The organism is Serratia sp. JSRIV004, assembly GCF_019968705.1.
GTDB lineage: Bacteria > Pseudomonadota > Gammaproteobacteria > Enterobacterales > Enterobacteriaceae > Chania > Chania fonticola_B.
In genome coordinates this window covers 3,437,665-3,457,743 of record NZ_CP074140.1, presented here as the reverse complement: position 1 = coordinate 3,457,743, position 20,079 = coordinate 3,437,665, and the positions used below count along the sequence as shown (strand labels likewise).

The 20,079-nt window shown below is 52.6% G+C and carries 21 protein-coding genes, 1 tRNA gene and 1 pseudogene; 10 read left to right on the top strand and 13 right to left on the bottom strand.

All coding sequences use genetic code 11. From position 1 onward, the window contains the following. Positions 1–595 precede the first annotated feature (595 nt). On the top strand, positions 596–841 hold the full coding sequence (locus tag KGP21_RS16470) for a hypothetical protein (protein WP_021806703.1): 246 nt from the start codon (positions 596–598) through the stop codon (positions 839–841). 25 nt (positions 842–866) lie between these two features. On the opposite strand, the gene pth is transcribed toward KGP21_RS16470, so the two are convergent. Next, complete coding sequence (gene pth / locus KGP21_RS16465) at positions 867–1,457, bottom strand: aminoacyl-tRNA hydrolase (RefSeq protein ID WP_021181097.1); 591 nt, start codon at positions 1,455–1,457, stop codon at positions 867–869. Between the two features lie 365 nt (positions 1,458–1,822). Between pth and ychH the strand changes: the two genes are divergently transcribed. Beyond that, positions 1,823–2,101: a stress-induced protein YchH gene (gene ychH, locus KGP21_RS16460; protein WP_021806701.1), complete on the top strand. Its 279-nt coding sequence runs from the start codon at positions 1,823–1,825 to the stop codon at positions 2,099–2,101. A gap of 181 nt (positions 2,102–2,282) precedes the next feature. Here the strand turns inward: ychH and prs are convergent, their stop codons facing one another. The 4 genes from prs to KGP21_RS16440 form a co-directional block, all read right to left on the bottom strand. Beyond that, on the bottom strand, positions 2,283–3,230 hold the full coding sequence (prs, locus tag KGP21_RS16455; protein ID WP_002211240.1) for a ribose-phosphate diphosphokinase: 948 nt from the start codon (positions 3,228–3,230) through the stop codon (positions 2,283–2,285). Between the two features lie 171 nt (positions 3,231–3,401). After that, positions 3,402–4,268 (bottom strand): 4-(cytidine 5'-diphospho)-2-C-methyl-D-erythritol kinase, encoded by an 867-nt coding sequence (gene ispE / locus KGP21_RS16450; protein WP_223535685.1) that lies wholly within the window; start codon positions 4,266–4,268, stop codon positions 3,402–3,404. Beyond that, positions 4,268–4,888, bottom strand: coding sequence for a lipoprotein insertase outer membrane protein LolB (lolB, locus tag KGP21_RS16445; protein ID WP_021181100.1), 621 nt, complete (start codon positions 4,886–4,888; stop codon positions 4,268–4,270). Before lolB ends, ispE begins: the two co-directional genes overlap by 1 nt. 253 nt (positions 4,889–5,141) lie before the next feature. Beyond that, positions 5,142–6,287 carry a porin gene (locus KGP21_RS16440; protein ID WP_115158810.1) on the bottom strand — a complete coding sequence of 382 codons (1,146 nt, stop codon included), beginning with the start codon at positions 6,285–6,287 and terminating at the stop codon, positions 5,142–5,144. 491 nt (positions 6,288–6,778) lie between these two features. Between KGP21_RS16440 and hemA the strand changes: the two genes are divergently transcribed. Genes hemA through kdsA form a run of 6 tightly spaced genes read left to right on the top strand, consistent with a single transcriptional unit; the run spans position 6,779 to position 12,108 of the window. Next, the gene (hemA, locus tag KGP21_RS16435; RefSeq protein WP_021806698.1) at positions 6,779–8,041 is read left to right on the top strand and encodes a glutamyl-tRNA reductase; all 1,263 of its coding nucleotides are present in this window, start codon (positions 6,779–6,781) and stop codon (positions 8,039–8,041) included. Positions 8,042–8,073: 32 nt separating this feature from the next. Continuing rightward, the gene (gene prfA / locus KGP21_RS16430; RefSeq protein WP_021181103.1) at positions 8,074–9,159 is read left to right on the top strand and encodes a peptide chain release factor 1; all 1,086 of its coding nucleotides are present in this window, start codon (positions 8,074–8,076) and stop codon (positions 9,157–9,159) included. After that, positions 9,159–9,992: a peptide chain release factor N(5)-glutamine methyltransferase gene (gene prmC / locus KGP21_RS16425; RefSeq protein WP_021806697.1), complete on the top strand. Its 834-nt coding sequence runs from the start codon at positions 9,159–9,161 to the stop codon at positions 9,990–9,992. The genes prfA and prmC overlap by 1 nt, the downstream gene beginning before the upstream one ends. 18 nt (positions 9,993–10,010) lie before the next feature. After that, complete coding sequence (locus KGP21_RS16420; RefSeq protein WP_021181105.1) at positions 10,011–10,409, top strand: SirB2 family protein; 399 nt, start codon at positions 10,011–10,013, stop codon at positions 10,407–10,409. Next, a complete protein-coding gene (gene sirB1, locus KGP21_RS16415; protein WP_021806696.1) occupies positions 10,406–11,215 on the top strand; it encodes an invasion regulator SirB1 in 810 nt (269 codons plus the stop codon). The genes KGP21_RS16420 and sirB1 overlap by 4 nt, the downstream gene beginning before the upstream one ends. A gap of 38 nt (positions 11,216–11,253) precedes the next feature. Beyond that, positions 11,254–12,108: a 3-deoxy-8-phosphooctulonate synthase gene (kdsA, locus tag KGP21_RS16410; RefSeq protein ID WP_021181107.1), complete on the top strand. Its 855-nt coding sequence runs from the start codon at positions 11,254–11,256 to the stop codon at positions 12,106–12,108. Positions 12,109–12,194: 86 nt separating this feature from the next. On the opposite strand, the gene dauA is transcribed toward kdsA, so the two are convergent. Beyond that, a complete protein-coding gene (gene dauA / locus KGP21_RS16405; protein ID WP_223535682.1) occupies positions 12,195–13,886 on the bottom strand; it encodes a C4-dicarboxylic acid transporter DauA in 1,692 nt (563 codons plus the stop codon). A 228-nt stretch (positions 13,887–14,114) separates the two neighbouring features. After that, a complete protein-coding gene (locus KGP21_RS16400) occupies positions 14,115–14,600 on the bottom strand; it encodes a heme-degrading domain-containing protein (protein ID WP_179247600.1) in 486 nt (161 codons plus the stop codon). Between the two features lie 201 nt (positions 14,601–14,801). On the opposite strand from KGP21_RS16400, the gene KGP21_RS16395 reads away from it, so the two are divergent. Next, positions 14,802–15,917 carry a GGDEF domain-containing protein gene (locus KGP21_RS16395; RefSeq protein ID WP_021806693.1) on the top strand — a complete coding sequence of 372 codons (1,116 nt, stop codon included), beginning with the start codon at positions 14,802–14,804 and terminating at the stop codon, positions 15,915–15,917. A 37-nt stretch (positions 15,918–15,954) separates the two neighbouring features. Here the strand turns inward: KGP21_RS16395 and KGP21_RS16390 are convergent, their stop codons facing one another. The 3 genes from KGP21_RS16390 to KGP21_RS16380 all read right to left on the bottom strand — a co-directional run bounded on the left by KGP21_RS16390 (position 15,955) and on the right by KGP21_RS16380 (position 17,318). Further along, complete coding sequence (locus KGP21_RS16390; protein ID WP_037376011.1) at positions 15,955–16,335, bottom strand: DUF1622 domain-containing protein; 381 nt, start codon at positions 16,333–16,335, stop codon at positions 15,955–15,957. Positions 16,336–16,436: 101 nt separating this feature from the next. After that, the gene (locus KGP21_RS16385) at positions 16,437–16,646 is read right to left on the bottom strand and encodes a hypothetical protein (RefSeq protein WP_021806691.1); all 210 of its coding nucleotides are present in this window, start codon (positions 16,644–16,646) and stop codon (positions 16,437–16,439) included. A 582-nt stretch (positions 16,647–17,228) separates the two neighbouring features. Beyond that, positions 17,229–17,318 (bottom strand) — tRNA-Ser (locus tag KGP21_RS16380). 166 nt (positions 17,319–17,484) lie between these two features. On the opposite strand from KGP21_RS16380, the pseudogene KGP21_RS16375 reads away from it, so the two are divergent. Continuing rightward, positions 17,485–17,717, top strand: a pseudogene (locus tag KGP21_RS16375) (glycoside hydrolase family 88 protein); the annotation flags it as partial. Positions 17,718–17,766: 49 nt separating this feature from the next. Here the strand turns inward: KGP21_RS16375 and lsrG are convergent. Genes lsrG through lsrB form a run of 3 tightly spaced genes read right to left on the bottom strand, consistent with a single transcriptional unit; the run spans position 17,767 to position 20,064 of the window. Further along, entirely contained in the window at positions 17,767–18,078 is a 312-nt protein-coding gene (gene lsrG, locus KGP21_RS16370) for a (4S)-4-hydroxy-5-phosphonooxypentane-2,3-dione isomerase (protein WP_021806690.1), read from the bottom strand. 53 nt (positions 18,079–18,131) lie between these two features. Continuing rightward, the gene (gene lsrF / locus KGP21_RS16365) at positions 18,132–19,007 is read right to left on the bottom strand and encodes a 3-hydroxy-5-phosphonooxypentane-2,4-dione thiolase (RefSeq protein WP_179253899.1); all 876 of its coding nucleotides are present in this window, start codon (positions 19,005–19,007) and stop codon (positions 18,132–18,134) included. Positions 19,008–19,041: 34 nt separating this feature from the next. After that, positions 19,042–20,064, bottom strand: coding sequence for an autoinducer 2 ABC transporter substrate-binding protein LsrB (gene lsrB / locus KGP21_RS16360; RefSeq protein WP_223535680.1), 1,023 nt, complete (start codon positions 20,062–20,064; stop codon positions 19,042–19,044). Between the last annotated feature and the right edge of the window lie 15 nt (positions 20,065–20,079).

The window sequence follows — 20,079 nt, the reverse complement described above, 5'->3', positions numbered from 1 at the left end:
AAATGCATGTTTAGCCGCAAAGGCACTTTTTGTATAGGGTTATTCTGAGGCTTGATGTTCCTCATCTAATGTATGACCTGGCAACATATCATAATAAAACCTGGCGGATTACAGCGGGTAAAGAGTTACAGAACGTTAAACCTCAAGTTGTAACTTGTCTTATGGTGGGCTATCTATATAGGCTGAGAAATCCATTAATTTTAAGCTGAATCTCGTATGAAATATGATCATTATTTGTTCGCACTGTCGATTTATAACCGTTTTTCTCAATAAGCAATTATCCTATTGTCATGTTTTTATTGTTGTTGTTTATTTTTTGAATATTTCTTTGTATTAAGCCTGAATGGTTAATATATTTAATATATAACTGATGCTGATTTTGAATGTATAAGATTTATCTGCTTCAATTTAAAGAATTATCCTGTGCAGCAAGTAAGATATTGCCTCTAATACCTAAGTAATATCTTAATTATATTGAGGTATGCCGAGAGGGTTAACGATAAATTTAACTATAAGTATTGTTGGGCGTATTTTTTTAAGATATTATCCGCGTATTATTTGCTGTGTTATTTGAATTCAAGGAGGAATTTATTCCATGAATGGGATTGATGTGCTTTCCGCACCGATTTTATTATTACTTTCAGTTATTTCTTTTATTATTCATTTCAGGAACGAGCGGAGGAAGAGCCTGATTGAGCGGCCTTTTTTTGGTGGAAATGCGGATTTGAAAAAGAAAACTACGCCGGATGTGGTTGATGTTGTTGTGCAAAACAGCGTGCAACCATGCTGTACCCGCAAACTGTGCCGCTATTGCCCGATAAGTAGTAGGCCAAGCAAGTGATAGTCACATTACTTGGCCTAACCGCTTAGCTAGTCGCTTTAAATGCATGCAAACGATTCATGGCTTTAGTCATACCTTCCTTCAGCAAGATCTCCGTGCAACGTAGCGACTCATCGATGGCATCATCAATCAGCGTTTGCTCTGATGCTGGCGGCTTACCCAGCACAAAGCCTACCACCTTGTTTTTATCACCTGGGTGGCCGATGCCAATACGCAAGCGATAAAAGTTCGGGTTATTGCCCAGCTTGCTCTGGATATCCTTCAGGCCATTGTGACCACCGTTGCTGCCACCTAATTTGAGTTTCGCCACCCCTGGTGGCAGATCCAATTCATCGTGGGCTACCAGGATCTCTTCCGGCAGAATGCGGTAGAAGGTAGCCAAAGCACCAACGGCTTTGCCACTCAGGTTCATAAAGGTGGTAGGAACCAGCAGCCGAACGTCGTTACCGGCCAAATTCAGGCGTGCGGTGTAACCGAAGAACTTACTCTCTTCCTTCAACGGCTGGTTGTAGCGTTGCGCCAGTAGGTCAACATACCATGCACCGGCATTGTGCCGTGTCTGGGCATACTCAGCGCCCGGGTTGGCCAGGCCAACAATCAGTTTGATACTGCTCACAAGAGATTCACTATGCTAGAAAAATGGAAAGGGCGTGCCCGTTGCCTTCCAGGTTGCAATCGCCTGAGGTTTCACAGCGGCACAGCTCGAAATTCATAGGCCGTTAGTGTACCTGCCTGCGTGCAGAATGACAAAAATCTGGCGTCGCCCCCGTGAATAGCTGAAAAGTGAATAATACATTAGTAAAATAATTCAGTTATCTCGCTAACTTTTAACATAAAGTAAAGAATTGTCAGCCTTTAGTTGCCATTTGTGATCGGTCACGCAATACCCATGCTGAAATAATGACTATACTTAACTAATCAAAGTGGGATAACGAGTTAGGATTTTCCCGCTATTGGCACATGGCACTCTGGAGGTGGCATATGAAACGTAAAAACGCTGAGGTCATTGGCAACGTTTTAATGGGAATGGGTATGGTGGTAATGGTTGGCGGGGTGGGATACTCCATCCTGGCTGAAGTATCACAGTTCAATTTGCCGCAGCTCTTTGCCCACGGCGCCATCATGAGTATCTTTATCGGCGCCTTGTTATGGCTGGCCGGTGCACGTATTGGTGGGCGCGAGCGGGTAGCAGATCGTTATTGGTGGGTAAAACACTTTGACAAACGCTGCCAAGACAACCCGCGCCGCCCCTCGCATTGATTAACCACAACCAGGGATCTGGCGTACAAAGGCAAGGGAGTTTGGCCGTATAAGGTTTAAGGTTATGTCCCACATCCCGTAAAAAACCCGTTGTTGCTCACGCTTCAACGGGTTTTTCGTTTTCTGAGATGTTCACCCGAACAACCTGGCGCAGTGGAGGTGAACCGCGCCAGAGAAGGGATTAATGTTCGAACATCGCGGAAATTGACTCTTCATTGCTGATACGGCGGATAGCTTCAGCCAACATACCGGACAAGGTCAGAGTACGGACGTTTTTCAACGCCTTGATTTCTGCTGACAGCGGAATAGTGTCACAGACGATCACTTCATCAATCACCGAGTTCCTGATGTTATCCACGGCGTTACCGGAGAAGATCGGGTGCGTGGCGTAGGCAAATACGCGCTTGGCACCGCGTTCTTTCAACGCTTCGGCTGCTTTACACAAGGTACCACCGGTATCGATCATGTCATCGACCAGTACGCAGTCACGGCCTGCCACGTCCCCGATAATATGCATCACCTGAGAAACGTTTGCGCGAGGGCGACGTTTATCAATGATGGCCATGTCGGTATCGTTAAGCAGTTTGGCGATCGCGCGGGCGCGCACGACACCACCGATATCTGGGGAAACCACGATCGGGTTTTCCAGGTTCTGTTGCAACATGTCTTCCAGCAGGATCGGGCTTCCGAATACGTTATCTACCGGGACATCGAAGAAACCTTGGATCTGCTCGGCATGCAGATCGACTGTCAATACGCGGTCAACCCCTACGCTGGAGAGGAAGTCGGCAACAACTTTGGCAGTGATTGGCACACGCGCAGAACGCACGCGGCGATCCTGGCGGGCATAGCCGAAGTAAGGAATTACAGCAGTAATACGACCTGCGGAGGCGCGACGCAGGGCATCAACCATAACAACCAGTTCCATCAGGTTGTCGTTGGTGGGGGCACAGGTGGACTGGATGATGAAAATATCACCGCCGCGTACATTTTCGTTGATTTGCACGCTCACTTCGCCGTCGCTAAAACGACCTACAGCGGCGTCACCAAGGCTGGTGTACAAACGGTTGGCAATACGTTGTGCTAGTTCCGGGGTGGCGTTACCAGCAAAAAGCTTCATATCAGGCACGAGAAGAACCTCAGCATGCGTCCAGAGAAGATATTGTCATACGGTCTTCGCCAAGGGGCAGTTGGCGATGCCGACGCAATATACATACGGGTGTGTAAAACTAACTTGAACTGCAGAGCAGCGCAGAGATGACAGGGCCAGGTAGAAGACCCTGCGCAACGACACGTTGAGCTACGGCTCAAACTGCCCGGAACGGATGCGATGTAGTGGTGAGACGTTAACGCCACGCGCTACAAATCCACGCAACCAGGCCGGGGCTTGATTTAACACCTGAAGAGCGGCGGGCTCGGAGTCGAATTCTGCAAACACACAAGCACCTGTGCCAGTCAGGCGTGACGGCGCGTATTGTAACAGCCATGAAAGAAGCTGTTCAACCTCGCGAAAACGTTTTCTTGCGATCGGTTCGCAATCATTTGCGTAAGGTGCCTGTAATAGGGCGTTCAGCGGGCGAACCGGGGTGTCTCTTTTTAATTCGGCATCGGCAAAAATCACCGGTGTGGGGATGCTGACACCGGGATGAGCGACCAAATACCACTTTTCTACCGGATTTGCTGGCTGTAACTGCTCACCAATCCCTTCGGCAAATGCCGCATGGCCGCGCACAAAAACCGGGACATCGGCACCGAGGGTTAGCCCCATATCGGCCAACTGGTCGTCGCTCAGGCCACATTGCCAAAGTTCATTCAGCGCGACCAGTGCCGTTGCCGCGTTGGAAGAGCCGCCGCCAAGGCCGCCACCCATCGGCAAGCGCTTGTCGATGCTGATATCAGCCCCACGGGGAAGGGTGGTAATGGAATGGGTAGTGCAATGTTGCTGTAACAGACGAGCGGCCCGAACAATCAGGTTCTGCTCATCTGGCACCCCTTCTACGGGCGTTAGCAGCTGGATCTGGTCATCCTGGCGGGGAACGATGGTGAGCGTATCGCCGTAATCCAGGAACTGGAACAGCGTTTGCAACTGATGGTAGCCGTCTGCTCGACGGCCGGTGATATAGAGAAACAGGTTCAGCTTTGCCGGGGAGGGCCATTGGTGGATCATCACTTGAGCGTCCAGTTATCCATTTTCAGCTTGATGCGTTGATCGCCCTGTTGCAGCTCAAGGCGGCTCGGTAACGGGATTTTGAGATCGGTGTTGTAGTCCTGATAGGTGACAACCCAGGTCAGATCGCCCTGTTTGTAGGTCAGCTTGTTCAGGCGGTACTGGGAGTCCAGGCTGAAGTCGGTGGCTTGCCCTGGCAGGCCAAGCATCCACTGGCGCAGGTTATCCAGCGGGATCTGCATGCCGGTCAGCTTGCGGATCATCTCTTCCGGGTTGTCGCTGACATAGCGTTTGCCCTGGTTATCCGTTAGCTGCACTACGCTTTTTTGCACGTTAAGTTCAAGCTCGGTGCTGCCAAGCGGATTGGTCAGCAGCAGGCGGTAGCGGTCGGGCGTGTATTGTTGCCAGAAGAAGCGAGCATAGACTTTCTTCTGATCGGTAAGGTAAGCGAAAGCGCCCCGGGTCTGATATTGCTCAAGCTGTTGCACCGCTTGCTCATGAGCGAGCCACTGCGGAGACGTCGGGCTGGTGGCCGGGCCAGGCTTGGTGAGGGTACAGGCCGTCAGCACCAGGCTGGCTAATGGGATCAGGCGAAGCAAACTAACTTTGCGGATAGGCATAACGTTTTGTTGTCCTTTTGTCCTTGCGGGGCAGTGCGGGTTAGCATTTCTGCCACCACGCTAACGGGCGAGTGGCGTAACGTCAATAATACAATGGCGCAAAAGCCTTGCGGCAAGGGTGGTGTCTGGCGTGGGGAGGATTGTAAACGATGGCGGAGCTTTTTGGGTTGGAAATCTGTGGGCGTAGCATGCCACGCCCCTTCAGAGCGAGTCTGCCCTCAAAGCGCGCCGTATAATGGCGCGCTTTTGTGGATCAGAAATCGTAACGCAAACGAACAACCGTCATATCGCCCAGATTATCGGTGCTGGACGTCAGCACGTGTTCGACGTCGGCGCGGAAACCGTAGTCAAACTGGAAGGAGATCCCCAAGCCATTATCAATACGCTGATAATCGCGGCCAGTGGTGTACTGCAGGCGGTCGCCCATAAAGTAAGGCATGATGGATTTCACCGCGTATTCGCCAACCGGGAAGCTATAACCGGCGAAGTATTCAATCCCCCAGGCATCCCCTGCGAAGTAGTTGTTAACATCCTTCTTCTTGGTAGTCAGGTAGTTGTCATACCAGCCGCCGCCGAAGCTGAGTGTCCAGTTATCCGGCTTCCAGCTCAATGCGGTACCGATGATGTTCTGATTATAGTCTTTGTTGTCGTTATTATTGGGGTTGCGCATCTCGGCGCTGGTGTAGTTCCAGGCGGTGCCCCAGGTGAGGTCTTTGGTCAAGTGATAATCCACACCCAGCGAACCGCCGCCCTTGCGCTTGTAGCGCAGGCCGTTACCTGGCAAGTATTCATCGTCGTTGAACAGGTAAGCTGCATAAAGGTCAGCGTCGCCAAAGGTATTTTTATATTTCAGCATGCTGCGTGAACGATAGGAACCGTCATAATCGCCGTTAATGCCGTTGCCCGGCGCTTGGGCAAGCATGTCGTAATCCCAGATGTCGGTTTTGGCCCCGACCACGTCGTAATAAACGCTGTTTTGCTTACCGTAGGTCAATTGGCCCCAGGTTTTGCTTTTTAAACCGGTATACAGCATGCGCCGCGAGGTGTTGTTGGCACCCTCGGCGTAGTGATTGTCCCAACTGAATAGCGCCGGGATGTTGACGCCTAACTCGTAATAGTTGATCCAACTGATGTCGTCGAACAGATAGTAATCGGTGGCGAAGCGAAAACGTGTGCCGCCGTCAAAACCGTTGCGTTTATAAGAGCCGTTATCGCCATCGCCAGTCATCATATTGAACTGAGGACGAATACTGCCGCCAACGGTAAAGGTGAGGCGGCTAAGGGGATCGCCCGCTTGCGGGTCCTGCTTTAATAGGGTGATTTCAGCATGTGCTGCGAATGCGCTACAACCCGCTATGAGCCCTGCGGTAACCGCCTGGCTTAATCTACGTAATTTCATTGAACGTCCCTTCTTACGTGCTGCTCAAGATACGAAAACCCATCCATCGGCCAACACAGCCTGGGGCTTTCTGGTTTGCTCACTTTCCGGAAACAAAAAGTGAAATTCCGAAACGGTTTCTATGTAAATAGTTTGCCAGCTAACCATTTTGCGGGATTATGGGAACATGCCGAAAAAATTGCAATTAAAACAATGGAAACCGTAACTTATTGCGATTATCAGTAATGTGTAATGTTAAGCAGTGGGAATACGAAGGATGTCGCCAGGCAGGCTGAAAGGGGCGTTTGCAAGGGGTAGCGCTGCATTTCAGCGTTTTTCCCTTGAGGTTTCTGATGAGTTTGAAACATACCGAGTTTTGTCGTGCTGACTGATTTGTCCCGCCAATACCAGCGATTGGCCGGAAGATGCGGTTGTCACTTTAATTGATGTCGCGCATCAAGTAGAATGCCGGACAACGAGAACCCGTACCAAGAGAAGTATTACTCGAAGCAATGACCCTTCTGGCGTTAGGTATTAATCACAAAACCGCTCCGGTTTCTCTGCGAGAACGGGTGACCTTCTCCCCAGAGTCGATCGACAAGGCGCTGAATAGCTTGCTGCAACAGCCATTGGTGCAGGGCGGCGTTGTGCTGTCTACCTGTAACCGCACCGAGCTGTATCTCAGCGTGGAGCAGCAGGATCATCTGCATGAACAACTGGTAGCCTGGTTATGTGATTATCACCATCTGCGTGCGGAAGACGTGCGCAAAAGCCTGTATTGGCATCACGGCGACGAGGCCGTCAGCCACCTGATGCGCGTTGCCAGCGGGTTAGACTCTTTGGTACTGGGTGAACCCCAGATCCTCGGGCAGGTAAAGAAAGCTTTTGCCGAATCCCAGCGTGGTCAGTCACTTTCCGGTGAGCTGGAGCGCCTGTTTCAGAAATCCTTCTCCGTTGCCAAGCGTGTACGCACTGAAACCGAAATAGGTGCCAGCGCGGTATCCGTTGCCTTTGCCGCCTGTGCGTTGGCGCGTCAAATCTTCGAATCTCTTGCCGAACTGAATGTGCTGTTGGTCGGCGCGGGGGAAACGATCGAGCTGGTTGCCCGCCATCTGCGTGAGCATAAAGTGCAGCATATGATCATCGCTAACCGCACCCGTGAACGCGCCCAGGTCTTGGCGCAAGAGGTGGGGGCAGAGGTGATCTCATTGCCGGAGATTGACGCACGCCTGGCAGATGCCGATATCATTATCAGCTCCACCGCCAGCCCGTTGCCCATCATCGGCAAGGGCATGGTCGAGCGGGCCCTGAAGGCACGCCGCAACCAGCCGATGTTGCTGGTGGATATTGCCGTTCCGCGTGATATCGAGCCGGAAGTGGGCAAACTGGCGAACGCCTATCTCTACACCGTGGATGACCTGCAGGCCATTATTCAGAGCAATATGGCACAACGGCAGGCGGCGGCCGTACAGGCCGAGACCATTGTGCAGCAGGAAAGCAGCAATTTCATGACCTGGCTGCGCTCACAGGGCGCGACAGATACCATCAGAGACTACCGTTCGCAGGCCGATCAAATCCGTGCGGAAATGGAGTCAAAAGCGCTGGCAGCGATTGCTCAAGGCGCTAACGTGGAGCAGGTGATCCATGAGCTGGCCCACAGATTAACCAATCGTCTTATTCATGCCCCTACCAAATCCCTCCAGCAGGCCGCCGGTGACGGCGACATGGAGCGGTTGCACATTTTACGCGACAGCCTCGGGCTGGATCAGCATTAGTTCTCTTTTATTAACAGGGTTTAAAACCACGCATGAAGCCTTCTATTGTTGCCAAACTGGAAGCGTTACAAGAGCGCCATGAAGAAGTTCAGGCGCTGCTCGGCGATGCCAGTGTCATTGCCGATCAGGATCGGTTCCGTGGCCTGTCGCGCGAATATGCGCAGTTGACCGACGTCAGCCGTTGTTTTCTGGAATGGCGTCAGGTGCAGGACGATCTCGCCACGGCAGAAATGATGCTGGACGATCCGGAAATGCGTGAAATGGCGCAGGAAGAGCTGAAACAGGCCAAAGCGGCGACGGAAGAACTGGAACAACAGCTGCAGGTGTTACTGCTGCCCAAGGATCCGGACGATGAGCGCGACTGCTTCCTCGAAGTGCGCGCCGGAACCGGTGGCGACGAAGCGGCCATCTTTGCTGGCGATCTGTTCCGTATGTATAGCCGTTACGCTGAAACTCGCCGCTGGCGAGTTGAGATCATGAGCGAAAACGTGGGCGAGCACGGCGGTTACAAAGAGGTCATCGCCAAAGTGTCTGGCGACGGCGTTTACGGTCAACTGAAGTTTGAATCTGGCGGTCACCGCGTTCAACGCGTGCCGGAAACCGAATCTCAGGGTCGTATTCATACCTCTGCCTGCACGGTGGCGGTGATGCCAGCGGTGCCAGAGGCGGAGCTGCCAGAAATCAATGCGGGCGATCTGAAAATCGATACCTTCCGTTCTTCCGGGGCCGGTGGTCAGCACGTTAACACCACCGATTCGGCGATCCGTATTACCCACTTGCCAACCGGCATTGTGGTTGAATGCCAGGACGAACGTTCACAGCACAAGAACAAAGCCAAGGCGATGTCGGTGCTTGGGGCACGTATCCGCGCGGCAGAGATGGCGAAACGCCAGTTGGCAGAGGCTTCTACCCGCCGCAACCTGCTGGGCACCGGCGATCGTTCCGATCGTAACCGTACCTATAACTTCCCGCAGGGGCGTGTGACCGACCACCGCATCAACCTGACGCTGTATCGTCTGGATGAGGTGATGGAAGGCAAGCTTGATATGCTAATCCAGCCGATCGTGCAGGAATACCAGGCCGATCAGTTGGCTGCACTCTCTGCCGAGCCTGAGTAATGGATTATCAAACCTGGCTGAAAACCGCGACCTTACGCCTGACGCATAGTGATAGCGCCAAACGTGATGCGGAGATCCTGTTGGGTTTCGTAACCGGTCGGGCCAGAACCTACCTGTTGGCATTTGGCGAAACTCTGCTGACGGCAGAGCAGGCTGAGAAGCTAACGGTGCTGCTGGCTCGCCGTGAACGCGGGGAACCGGTGGCGTATCTGGTTGGCGAGCGTGAGTTCTGGTCGCTTCCGCTCTCGGTTTCGCCCGCTACGCTAATCCCGCGCCCGGATACCGAATGTTTGGTGGAGTTGGCTCTGGAGCGCCTGCCCGCAACGCCGTGTGCCATTCTGGATCTTGGTACCGGTACTGGCGCGATTGCCCTGGCGTTAGCCAGCGAACGGCCAGACTGCCAGCTTACCGGCATCGATCTGCAACCGGAAGCCGTGGCGCTGGCGCAGCATAACGCGCAAAAACTGGCGATTAACAATGCGCGCTTTTTGCAAGGGAGCTGGTTTACGCCGGTGGCCGGGCAACAGTTTGCGCTGATCGCCAGTAACCCCCCCTATATTGATGAAGCCGATCCTCACCTTGCGCAGGGCGATGTCCGCTTTGAACCTGGCAGTGCGCTAGTGGCCGCCGAGCAGGGTCTGGCCGATCTGGCGGCGATCGTGCAGCAGGCCGCAGATTATTTAGAGCCGCAGGGTTGGCTGTTGCTTGAGCACGGTTGGCAACAGGGTGAAAATGTACGTACGCTGTTGAATGCTGCGGGATTTATCGCGGTGGCAACGCATCGCGACTATGGCGGCAACGATCGCGTGACTCTGGGCCAAAAACCACTATAAGAAACCAAGGAAACCACTATGGCCGCTTACATGGCGCTAAAACATCTGCATTTATTAACGGTAGCCATCAGCATTACGTTGTTTGTACTGCGTTTCTTCTGGAAGTGGCGTGCATCGCCGATGAGCAACAAGCGCTGGGTAAAGATCACGCCGCATATCAATGATACGGTGCTGTTTGCCACCGGTATTGCCCTGGTGGTGATGTTCAAACTTTACCCACTGCTTGGCATGGACTCGTGGCTGACCGAGAAGTTGTTTGGCGTTATTATCTATATCCTGTTGGGCTATGTCGCCTTGGGCAAGAAGACGCAAAGCTGGAATATCCGCACCTTGGCATTCGTTCTGGCACTGGGCTGTCTGTATCTGATCGTTAAACTTGCCACGACCAAAATACCGTTCTTGATGGGATACCTATGAGCAGCATTGCCGATTTTGAATTTAACACTTCCTCACTGAGTGAGGGGGTGATCCTGGTATCAAAGATCATTCGGCGGGACTTTCCGGTGGCGGAAGTTGAGCGCAAGTTACAACAGTTGAGTGAAGAAGCGCGCGCAATCATCCCGGACGATCTCAACCAGGATCAGCAGTTGGAAGCGCTTATCGAGTTATTCTTTAAAACCTGGGGATTCGGCGGTGCCAGCGGTGTTTATCGGCTCTCTGACGCTATCTGGCTGGATAAGGTGTTGGAAGCCCGCCAAGGTACGCCAGTCTCTCTGGGAACCATTTTCCTGCATATTGCCCACCAGTTGGATCTGCCGCTGATGCCGGTGATTTTCCCCACTCAGTTGATCATGCGTGCTGACTGGCTGGATGAGGAGATGTGGCTGGTCAACCCGCTGAACGGGGAAACGCTTAACGAACATCAGTTGCAGGTTTGGCTCAAGGGTAATCTGGGGCTGGGGGCTGAACTGGAAGATGACGATCTGGACGAATCGGAAAACATTCTGGTGGTGCGTAAGATGCTCGATACGCTGAAAGCCGCGCTGATGGATGAAAAGCAGATGGAAATTGCATTGCGAGCCAGCGAGGCGGTGCTGAGTTTTGACCCGGACGACCCTTACGAGATCCGCGACCGTGGTTTGATTTATGCCCAGCTGGAATGCAACCATATCGCCATTTCCGATCTCAACTATTTTGTCGAGCAGTGTCCTGAAGACCCGGTGAGTGAAGTGATAAAAATTCAAATCCACTCCATCGAGCTCAAGCAGGTCACGCTGCATTAATTCACTGATTCCGATTTATTAATCAATAAGGTGCAAGCATGGAACAGAAAGTAGTCAGCATTGGCGACATCAAGGTAGCGAACGATCTGCCGTTTGTACTGTTCGGCGGTATGAACGTACTGGAATCACGCGATTTGGCGATGCGCATCTGCGAACACTACGTCACCGTGACGCAAAAACTGGGCATCCCTTACGTTTTCAAAGCCTCTTTTGATAAAGCCAACCGTTCATCTATCCATTCTTACCGTGGCCCAGGCCTGGAAGAAGGGATGAAGATTTTCCAGGAAATCAAAAGCACCTTCGGCGTGAAAATTATCACCGATGTGCACGAAGCCGCACAGGCGCAGCCAGTTTCCGAAGTGGTTGATGTGATCCAGCTGCCCGCCTTCCTGGCACGCCAGACCGACCTGGTTGAAGCCATGGCGAAAACCGGCGCGGTGATCAACGTCAAGAAACCGCAGTTCGTCAGCCCGGGCCAGATGGGCAATATCGTCGATAAATTCAAAGAAGGCGGCAACGATCAGGTTATCCTGTGCGATCGCGGCAGCAACTTTGGTTATGACAACCTGGTGGTCGACATGTTGGGTATCAACGTGATGAAGAACGTGACCGGTGGCCATCCGGTGATCTTCGACGTGACCCACGCCCTGCAAACCCGCGATCCGTTTGGTGCGGCCTCAGGCGGCCGCCGTGCGCAGGTTGCCGAGCTGGCTCGTGCCGGTATGGCGGTAGGTTTGGCTGGCCTGTTTATCGAGGCGCACCCAGATCCAAGCAATGCCAAATGCGATGGTCCTTCTGCGTTGCCGTTGGATAAGCTGGAACCGTTCCTGGTACAGATGAAAGCCATCGACGATCTGGTGAAAAGCTTTGCTGAGCTGGATACCAGCAACTAACGACTGCTGACAAATCGCTCAGTGGGGGCGCGCATGCTGCGCCCGCCAATCTGAAGGCCCGACATTAAGCTGTCGGGCCTTTTGCTTTAGTGGGCGTTCAGCGCGGTGAGCGCTTCTGGCAGGGTGGGGTAGAAATGCAGCTTGCCATCGATTGGCTTCATGCGAGCACGAGCCAGGGTTTTTAGCGGCTGGAATGGAATATCGGTGATCACCAGCTGTTTTTCGGCGGGCAGGGCGTCGATATAACGTTGCAACGCGTTGAGCCCCCCGGCATCCAGCACCGGCACGGCATCCCATTGCAGTACGATGGTGTGATAGTTTTCACCGCGTACCAGCAGATCGTTGAACACGCGTTCGGCAGCGGCGAAGAACAGCGGACCGTTGACGCGCAGCACCAGCCGGCCATCTTCGGCGCTCAACTCGCTTAGGCGGGTCATGCGTGCGATTCGGCGCATAAACAGCAGTGAGGCCAGTACGATGCCAACGGTAATGGCAATCACCATATCAAACAGTACCGTTAGCGACATACACAGCAGCATCACCAAAATGTCGTCTTTCGGCGCCCGGCGCAGCAGATAAACCACTTTATGCGCCTCGCTCATGTTCCAGGCAACCAATAGCAACAGCGAAGCCATCGCCGCCAGCGGTAAGTAGGACAGCCACGGTGCCAGCATCAGCAAGGACAACAGCACCATTAACGAGTGGATGATTGCCGAAACCGGTGAGGTTGCCCCTGCACGCACGTTGGCTGCCGAGCGGGCAATGGCGGCGGTTGCGGTGATCCCCCCGAAGAACGGGGCGATGATGTTACCCGCGCCCTGGCCAATCAGTTCGGCGTTGGAGTGGTGCTTTTTGCCCGTCATGCCATCCAACACTACCGCGCACAGCAGCGATTCGATCGCCCCAAGCATTGCCATGGAAAAGGCTGCCGGTAATAGAGCGGAAAGCAGCTGCCAGCTTAGTTCCGTCGGTTTACCATCGCCAGCAGGCAGATGCCAGGGCAATAACCACTGCGGCAGGATCGGCGGGATACCTTGGCCTTGGCTGCCGTCGGCCAGTTCGAAACTGAAACGAGAGCCAATGGTCGCAACCTGATGATCGAACTGAGCCAGGATAGTCATCACTGCGGTGCCAGCCAACAAGGCGGGCAGGTGGCCGGGAATACGCAGCCCCAGCTTTGGCCAGAGCAGCAGGACTACCAGAGTGACCACGCCAATCAACGTATCGCCATAGTCCAAGGTGGGTAAAGCATGCAACAGCGCATTCACCTTACCGATGTAGTTTTCCGGTACTTCCGCCAGCTGTAAGCCAAAGAAATCCTTCACCTGCATGGTGGCGATGGTAATGGCAATCCCGGAGGTAAACCCAAGCGTGACCGAAAGTGGAATGTACTCGATCAGGCGGCCAAGCCGCGCTAACCCCATAATCAGCAGGAATACGCCGGACAGCATGGTGGCAATCAATAAGCCAGAGAGCCCAAACTGCTGTGAAACGGGGAACAGGATCACCACAAACGCCGCGGTGGGGCCGGAAACGCTGTAGCGCGAACCGCCGCTGACGGCGATCACGATGCCAGCAATGGCGGCGGTATACAGCCCATACTGTGGGGGAACGCCGCTGGCAATGGCTAGCGCCATCGCCAGCGGTATGGCAATGATGCCGACGGTAACCCCGGCAATGGCATCTTTCAGTAGACGTTGAAGGGAATAGGGCTCGCGCCAGCAGGCATCTATCAGGGCGCTGAAAGGGCGGATACCGTTGATTTCGTGCGTTTTCATCAAAGTTGCAAACCAAGTCTATAAAAGAGAACGGAATGGCGGGCCATGGAGGTCCGTCTCGGAATAGCTGGTAGATACCATACCCCTTTCTGCCCGCCGATACCTAGATTTGTATCAAAGCATCTGGATTGTGATTAATTTATATTTTTTCAGCGGACTATGTGCGCCAAGCGCCAGCCTGTGCAGATCGTTCGCTGCGGATGGGGGGAAAAGCGCAGCTTTTATCGCTTAGTGTACTGCGGGTAAGGATAAGCCGAGAAACAGAGCAAGAGTGCTGACCAACAGATGATGGTCTTCGAGCTGCGGAGAGCCAGAAAGCGAGATGGAACCGACGCAACCCACATTGAGCAGGTTGATAGGGAATGCGCCGCCGTGGGCGGCATAGTCACGTACGCTAAGGCCATATCTTTCCTCCAGCGTAACCTGCCGCTGTTGCAGGCGTAAGCCCACGGCATAAGAGCTTTTATGAAAATGGTTGACCACGTTGCGCTTGCGCCGCACCCAGTCGGCAATGTCTGGCGTTGCCCCTGGCATGGCGTAATAAAACAGCGTTTGTCCGTTCAGCTGAATTTCGATAGCGATGGGTAATTGGCGATGTTCTGCGGCATTTTTTAGCGCTACACCCAGCTCCCACGCGGTGGCATGGTCGAAATGGTGGAAGGTAAGGTCCGTTTCTTGGGTCACCAGCGCTTGCAATTCATCATCGATATTCATCAGATTTTCCCCGTGGTGTGATGGATAACAGACTATCCTGAATTGAGGATAGGACATAGATTGCCTGGCAATAACATATACCCGCCTAGTCATTGTGATTTTTAGTATGATGAGCGCTGTCGGAAGCGGTATTACAGGGGGCCGTTGTCAAAAATAACCCGAAAAACTTCATTGCCGCATCCTGGAGTATGCCGAATAGTTATGACATATATTGCGTCGATCTCGTCTTTTTACAGTGACGCGTGCATCACCTATGCCACGCTGTCGGTCGCCTACTTTGCGCTTAGCAAAAATGCCCCTTTTTCCTTCCAGTCCGCCGTGTGGAAACGGGTGTTATTTGGTGTGCTGGCAGGGCTGGCGGTGTTGTATCTGAATCAGTCTCGGCTGTTGCTCACCGGTAATATTTATTACAGCTTTGCCATGATCCCGATGATTTTGGTGCTGTTTTTCGGAGGTGCAGTCAGTGGGATAGTGTGCTATCTGGTAAACTTTGGCTTTAACGGCGGCTTCACGCTGGATAATCTGTTTATCGGTTCGATCATCTTGCCGCTGTTGCTATCGGGGGTCTGGCGGAAAAAATCGAACCGGGTGTTTTACCTTACCATCGGTATCATTGCGCTTTACCGTATTGCCGTGGTCGGCTTGTTCGTCAACTTCCGTGAACTGTGGCTGGATATTCTGTTGTATCAGGCTGCATCGGCGCTTTGCCTGGCGATTTGCTACCACGCCCTGAGCTTTAAAGAGCGCCATATCAACGCCTTTTTCTCCATGCGCAACAAGGCGACGACCGACAGTCTGACCCACATCAACAACCGTGCCAGTGTGGACTACAAAATGATGCTGCAGCATGCTCAACGAGAGTCTTGTGGCCTGATGTTGCTGGATTTGGATAATTTCAAACAGGTCAATGACACCTATGGCCATTTGGCCGGTGACGGTGTGTTAGCCAGCGTAGGGGCCATTTTGCAAGAGTGCGTTCGCGATGAAGACTTTGTCGGGCGCTACGGTGGCGAGGAGTTTATGGTCATCACTTCCAGCTATGAACCGCAGCAGATTGCTGCCGTGGCGGAACGTATTCGCAGCAGGGTGGAAGGATTTGATTTTATTACCGATAACGGGTATCCGATCCGCATGACCATCTCCATCGGGACCTCGCTCTATCTGGCCGGTATGTCGGTGGAGAAAGCGATAGAAATGACGGATGAAGCGCTGTATGACGCTAAACGCGAGGGTAAAAACCGCGTGGTCAGCAGCCGGTTGATGTTGTTATCCCAGTTGGGGAGGAAGTTTAGCCCTATGGCGGCTAAGAAGTCTTAGCCTGGCCCAGGAGTTAACCGTGCTTTTTTTTACGTCTTTACTTTTTTCCTTCCAGCGTTGTTGCGTCGGTTTTAGCTTCGACAGCAACATTGTTTTCGGCATAATCTAACTCTTTAGATAAAAAGTAATTAAGGAATGTACGTATCACGGCAATGATGACCAGTTTAATCAACTCCTCCATGCTAGGGTTGATTGTCGTTGCCAAGATATCAGCCGCTAATTGAAACTCTAACGCCAAAGCAAGCCAGGTTCCAAAGCGCGCCCTGATTAAATAGAGTATAGACTGACTTTTAACTTTGGTTATTGTGGTATAAAGTGCCTTTACCAACCCGACAAAAACGCAAATAACGGATAGAAACTCTAAAAAAACCTGTAGCATTAGAGAGAAATAGATAATTATTTCTTTGATACTTTCCAATTAGATAGCTCCATTTTCCATGTTTATCAGCCTCTCACCAACAAACCGTGTTTAGTGAATGGCTTGGAATAGGGCGTTTTAGCTCAGGCCCGTAAAGGATTTTACTTTTCGCTATGCTTGTTGTTTAAGTGGAGTGAAAAACACCTGTTGAAATAAGCCTTGAGGTGTTCTTCCATCGCGTGAACTTTTTCGTCAATGCGCTGGCAAAGGAATTCGTCGCTATTCATTGCCTCGACTCGTTGTAACGCTATTAAGTCAATTTCTTGTTTTTGTTCTTCAGTCAATTCGCCGCCAGTGTGCTGATTAGTCATGATGATACCTGTATCCTGAGTAAAGTAACTAAATTATAACGCTATGGGTATTGTAGCAAATACTTTCTAACTTTTGTTTAAACGGAGTGTGGCGATAAATTGTCCGTTTTTATCGTTGTGACGTTTACCACTACCTTGAAGCCGCGCCACTCAGACTGGCCTTTTACCAAAAGAAAGGGGACATGCAAAAAAGTCTGAGCGTGAATTCAGACTTTTTCTTTAGAATATGGCGGTGAGATCGGACTTGATTCGCAAGCTCACCCTGCGGGCGGCCTGTCGGCCGTCCAAAATGTCTCTGCGCTGCGAGCCATTTTGTCGAACCCTGTCGAGGTTTCTCACCCCTCTCTGATTGGGGTACATGCAATAAAAAAGCCTGAACGTTAGTCCAGGCTTTCTCATTTAATATGGCGGTGAGAGAGGGCTTGATTCGCAAGCTCACCCTGCGGGCGGCCTGTCGGCCGTCCAAAATGTCTCTGCGCTGTGAGCCATTTTGTCGAACCCTGTCGAGGCTTCTCACCCCTCTCTGACTGGGGTACATGCAAAAAAAAGTCTGAACGTGAGTTCAGACTTTCTCTTGGAATATGGCGGTGAGAGAGGGGTTCGAACCCTCGATACACTTTCGCGTATACACACTTTCCAGGCGTGCTCCTTCAGCCACTCAGACACCTCACCGTACGTTGCGCTTGCTCAGTGCAACGGGGCGCTACTATAGGGAGAGTCGGCTAACCGGTCAAGAATATTTTTACGGTTTTAGCTCAGGTGGTTAAGCCGTGGTCGCTTTGCCGTAAATCAAGGCCGGAAAACCGGTTTTACTAGCCCATCGACATCCACACCCATCGCAGCCGCCGGTTTTGCGTTCGGGATCCTCAAGTCGGTGTGCAAACGGTATATCGATGCCAAGTATCTGCAGGTTGCCGAAAAAGCACTGCAAGGAAACAAATCAACACCGATGGCGAACTGATGCAGGCCTCGTTCGGAACCGCGATGGGCAAAAACCTTGACTATTATCGCCAGGTCCCACTGACTTCGATACCTGGTGGTCAGGCAACGGGCTGCTGCCGCGGCCCGTAAGAGAGAGGTTGCTGAGATAACCTCTCTTCCCCCAACAGCGCAGGGGCTATCATCTCCCTTTCCCTGTGGGTGAGGGCATCAAACCAATAAAGACCGTCTTTTTGCGTGGGCCGGTCATCAAAGACTCCAGCTCTTTGACACAGGCCAGGTAGTGCGGGGTCGTTTTATGGAAAGCCACGGCCTGCTCATCGGCGTAAGCCTCGTAAATATAAAAGCGCGTAGGGATGTCAGGGTCCTGTAACACATCGAAGCGTAGGTTGCCCTTTTCCTGGATCGCGCCCAGATGGTTTTGCCGAAACACCTCGATAAACCGTTCAACCTTGTCGTCATGAACGTTAATTTCGACCAGGGTAACGTGCATAATCAGCCTCCTTGAATGGGCGGGCCTGGAAACCGGCCCGCATTTCAGCCGTATCAGCCTTTTTCGCTGAGGAAGAGTTCGTAGGCGTGTTCTACCGTTTCGTTCTGATGAACGATGGCGTGCACCGCCTTGATCATGGCAACCGGGCTTGCTGACTGGAAAATATTCCGCCCCATATCGACCCCGGACGCCCCTTGATCGATGGCCTGGAAGCACATCTCCAGCGCCTCGCGCTCTGGCAGTTTTTTCCCACCGGCGATGACGATAGGGACTGGACAGCCAGCCACAATGCGTTCGAACCCTTTATCCACGTAGTAAGTCTTGATGATTTGCGCCCCCATCTCGGCGGCAATACGCGTGGCCAGTGAGAAATAGCGCTGATCGCGCGCCATATCTTTCCCTACGCCGGTCACCGCCATGGTGGGCATGCCGACTTTAAGACCTGCATCGACCAGCTGGATGATGTTTTTAATCGACTGGTGTTCATGTTCCGTACCGATGTAAACCTGCGCGGCGACGGCACAGCTATTAAGACGGACCGCGTCGTCCATGGCGACAGCCACCGCCTCATTGCTCAATTCAGTCAGAATGGAGTTTGCTCCTGAAGCGCGCAGGACGATGGGTTTGTTAGTGGCAGGCGGGATCACGCTACGCAGAATACCCCGGGTACACATCAACACGTCTGCATGCTGAAACAGCGGCGCAATATTGATATCAATCCGCTCCAGCCCGGTCGTCGGGCCTTGGAAATAGCCGTGGTCAAAGGCCAGCATCACGGTTCGGTTAGTGCGGGGATTGAAAATGCGTGCCAGGCGGGACTGCATGCCCCAATCCAGCGCACCGCATCCTTTTAAACTAAACAGGGCATTTTGCTGCGGCTGGTCAATATGGAAGTCTTTACCGTCTTTGATGTCATCTAAATCAGCCATTGTCTTACTCCCTCCAAATAATCGGGGCGATAGGTTAGAAGTTGTATTTGTCGATATTGTCTTTATTGAACACCACGCGCTCAGGTAGCAGCACGATGCCATTGCCTTTTGCCTGGTAGTCGTAGCCTTGTACGCTGTTTGGTGAAACCTCTACCTGGCCCACACCAGGAATGTCGAGCTTGTCGCCAACCTTCAATTCACCGTTTTTCAGCAGGGCGTTGGCCACGTAAACCGAAATTTTCCCTTGTTCGACCACGTCCCACAGGCCGAACTCTTTAACCGTGCCGCGCTGAATATAAGGGCGCATGACGTTTGGGGTGCTGAAACCGACGATCGCCACGTTGTCACGCTTGAGGTTTTCTGCCGCCTGGGCCGCTGCGGGCAGGGCATTGGCATCCGGGGCGATGATGGCGTCCAGATCGCCGTAGGCTTTCAGGATCCCTTCGGCGGTTTGCAGTGACTTGGTGGCATCGTTGTAACCAAACTGCGTGGTGACCACATCCCAGCCCGGATGGTCTTTCTCGATTTTACGTTTGGCTTCATTCACCCACTGGTTTTGGTCGGTGACCGTCGGGCTGGAATAGAAGAAGGCGACTTTGGCCTTTTCTTTCTTCACCTGATTGGCTGCCATATCGACCAACATGCCTCCGAGTTGGGCTGGCGTACCCTGATTGATGTAATAAGAGCGGCATTCGGGCTTGGTGTCTGAGTCCCAGGTCAATACCTTCACGCCACGCTGCATGGCTCGTTTTAATGCCGGGCATAGTCCTTCCGGGGAGACGGCAGAGACGATAATGGCGTTATAGCCCTGGTTAACGAAGTTATTGATCAACTGAACCTGGCCGGAAACACTGGGCTCGGTTGGGCCATCGTAGGTTACGTCAACGCCCAGCTCTTTCCCCGCCTCTAATGCTCCATTACCGCCGCTGGTGAAAAAGCCGACGCCCACCAGTTTGGGGATAAAGGCAATGCGCTCTGCTGCCTGTACGCCAATGCTTAGCGAAGCCATGCCGAGTACGCTTAAAAGCGCGATTTTTTTGATACGTTGTAGGCTCATGTTGTTCTCCGTATA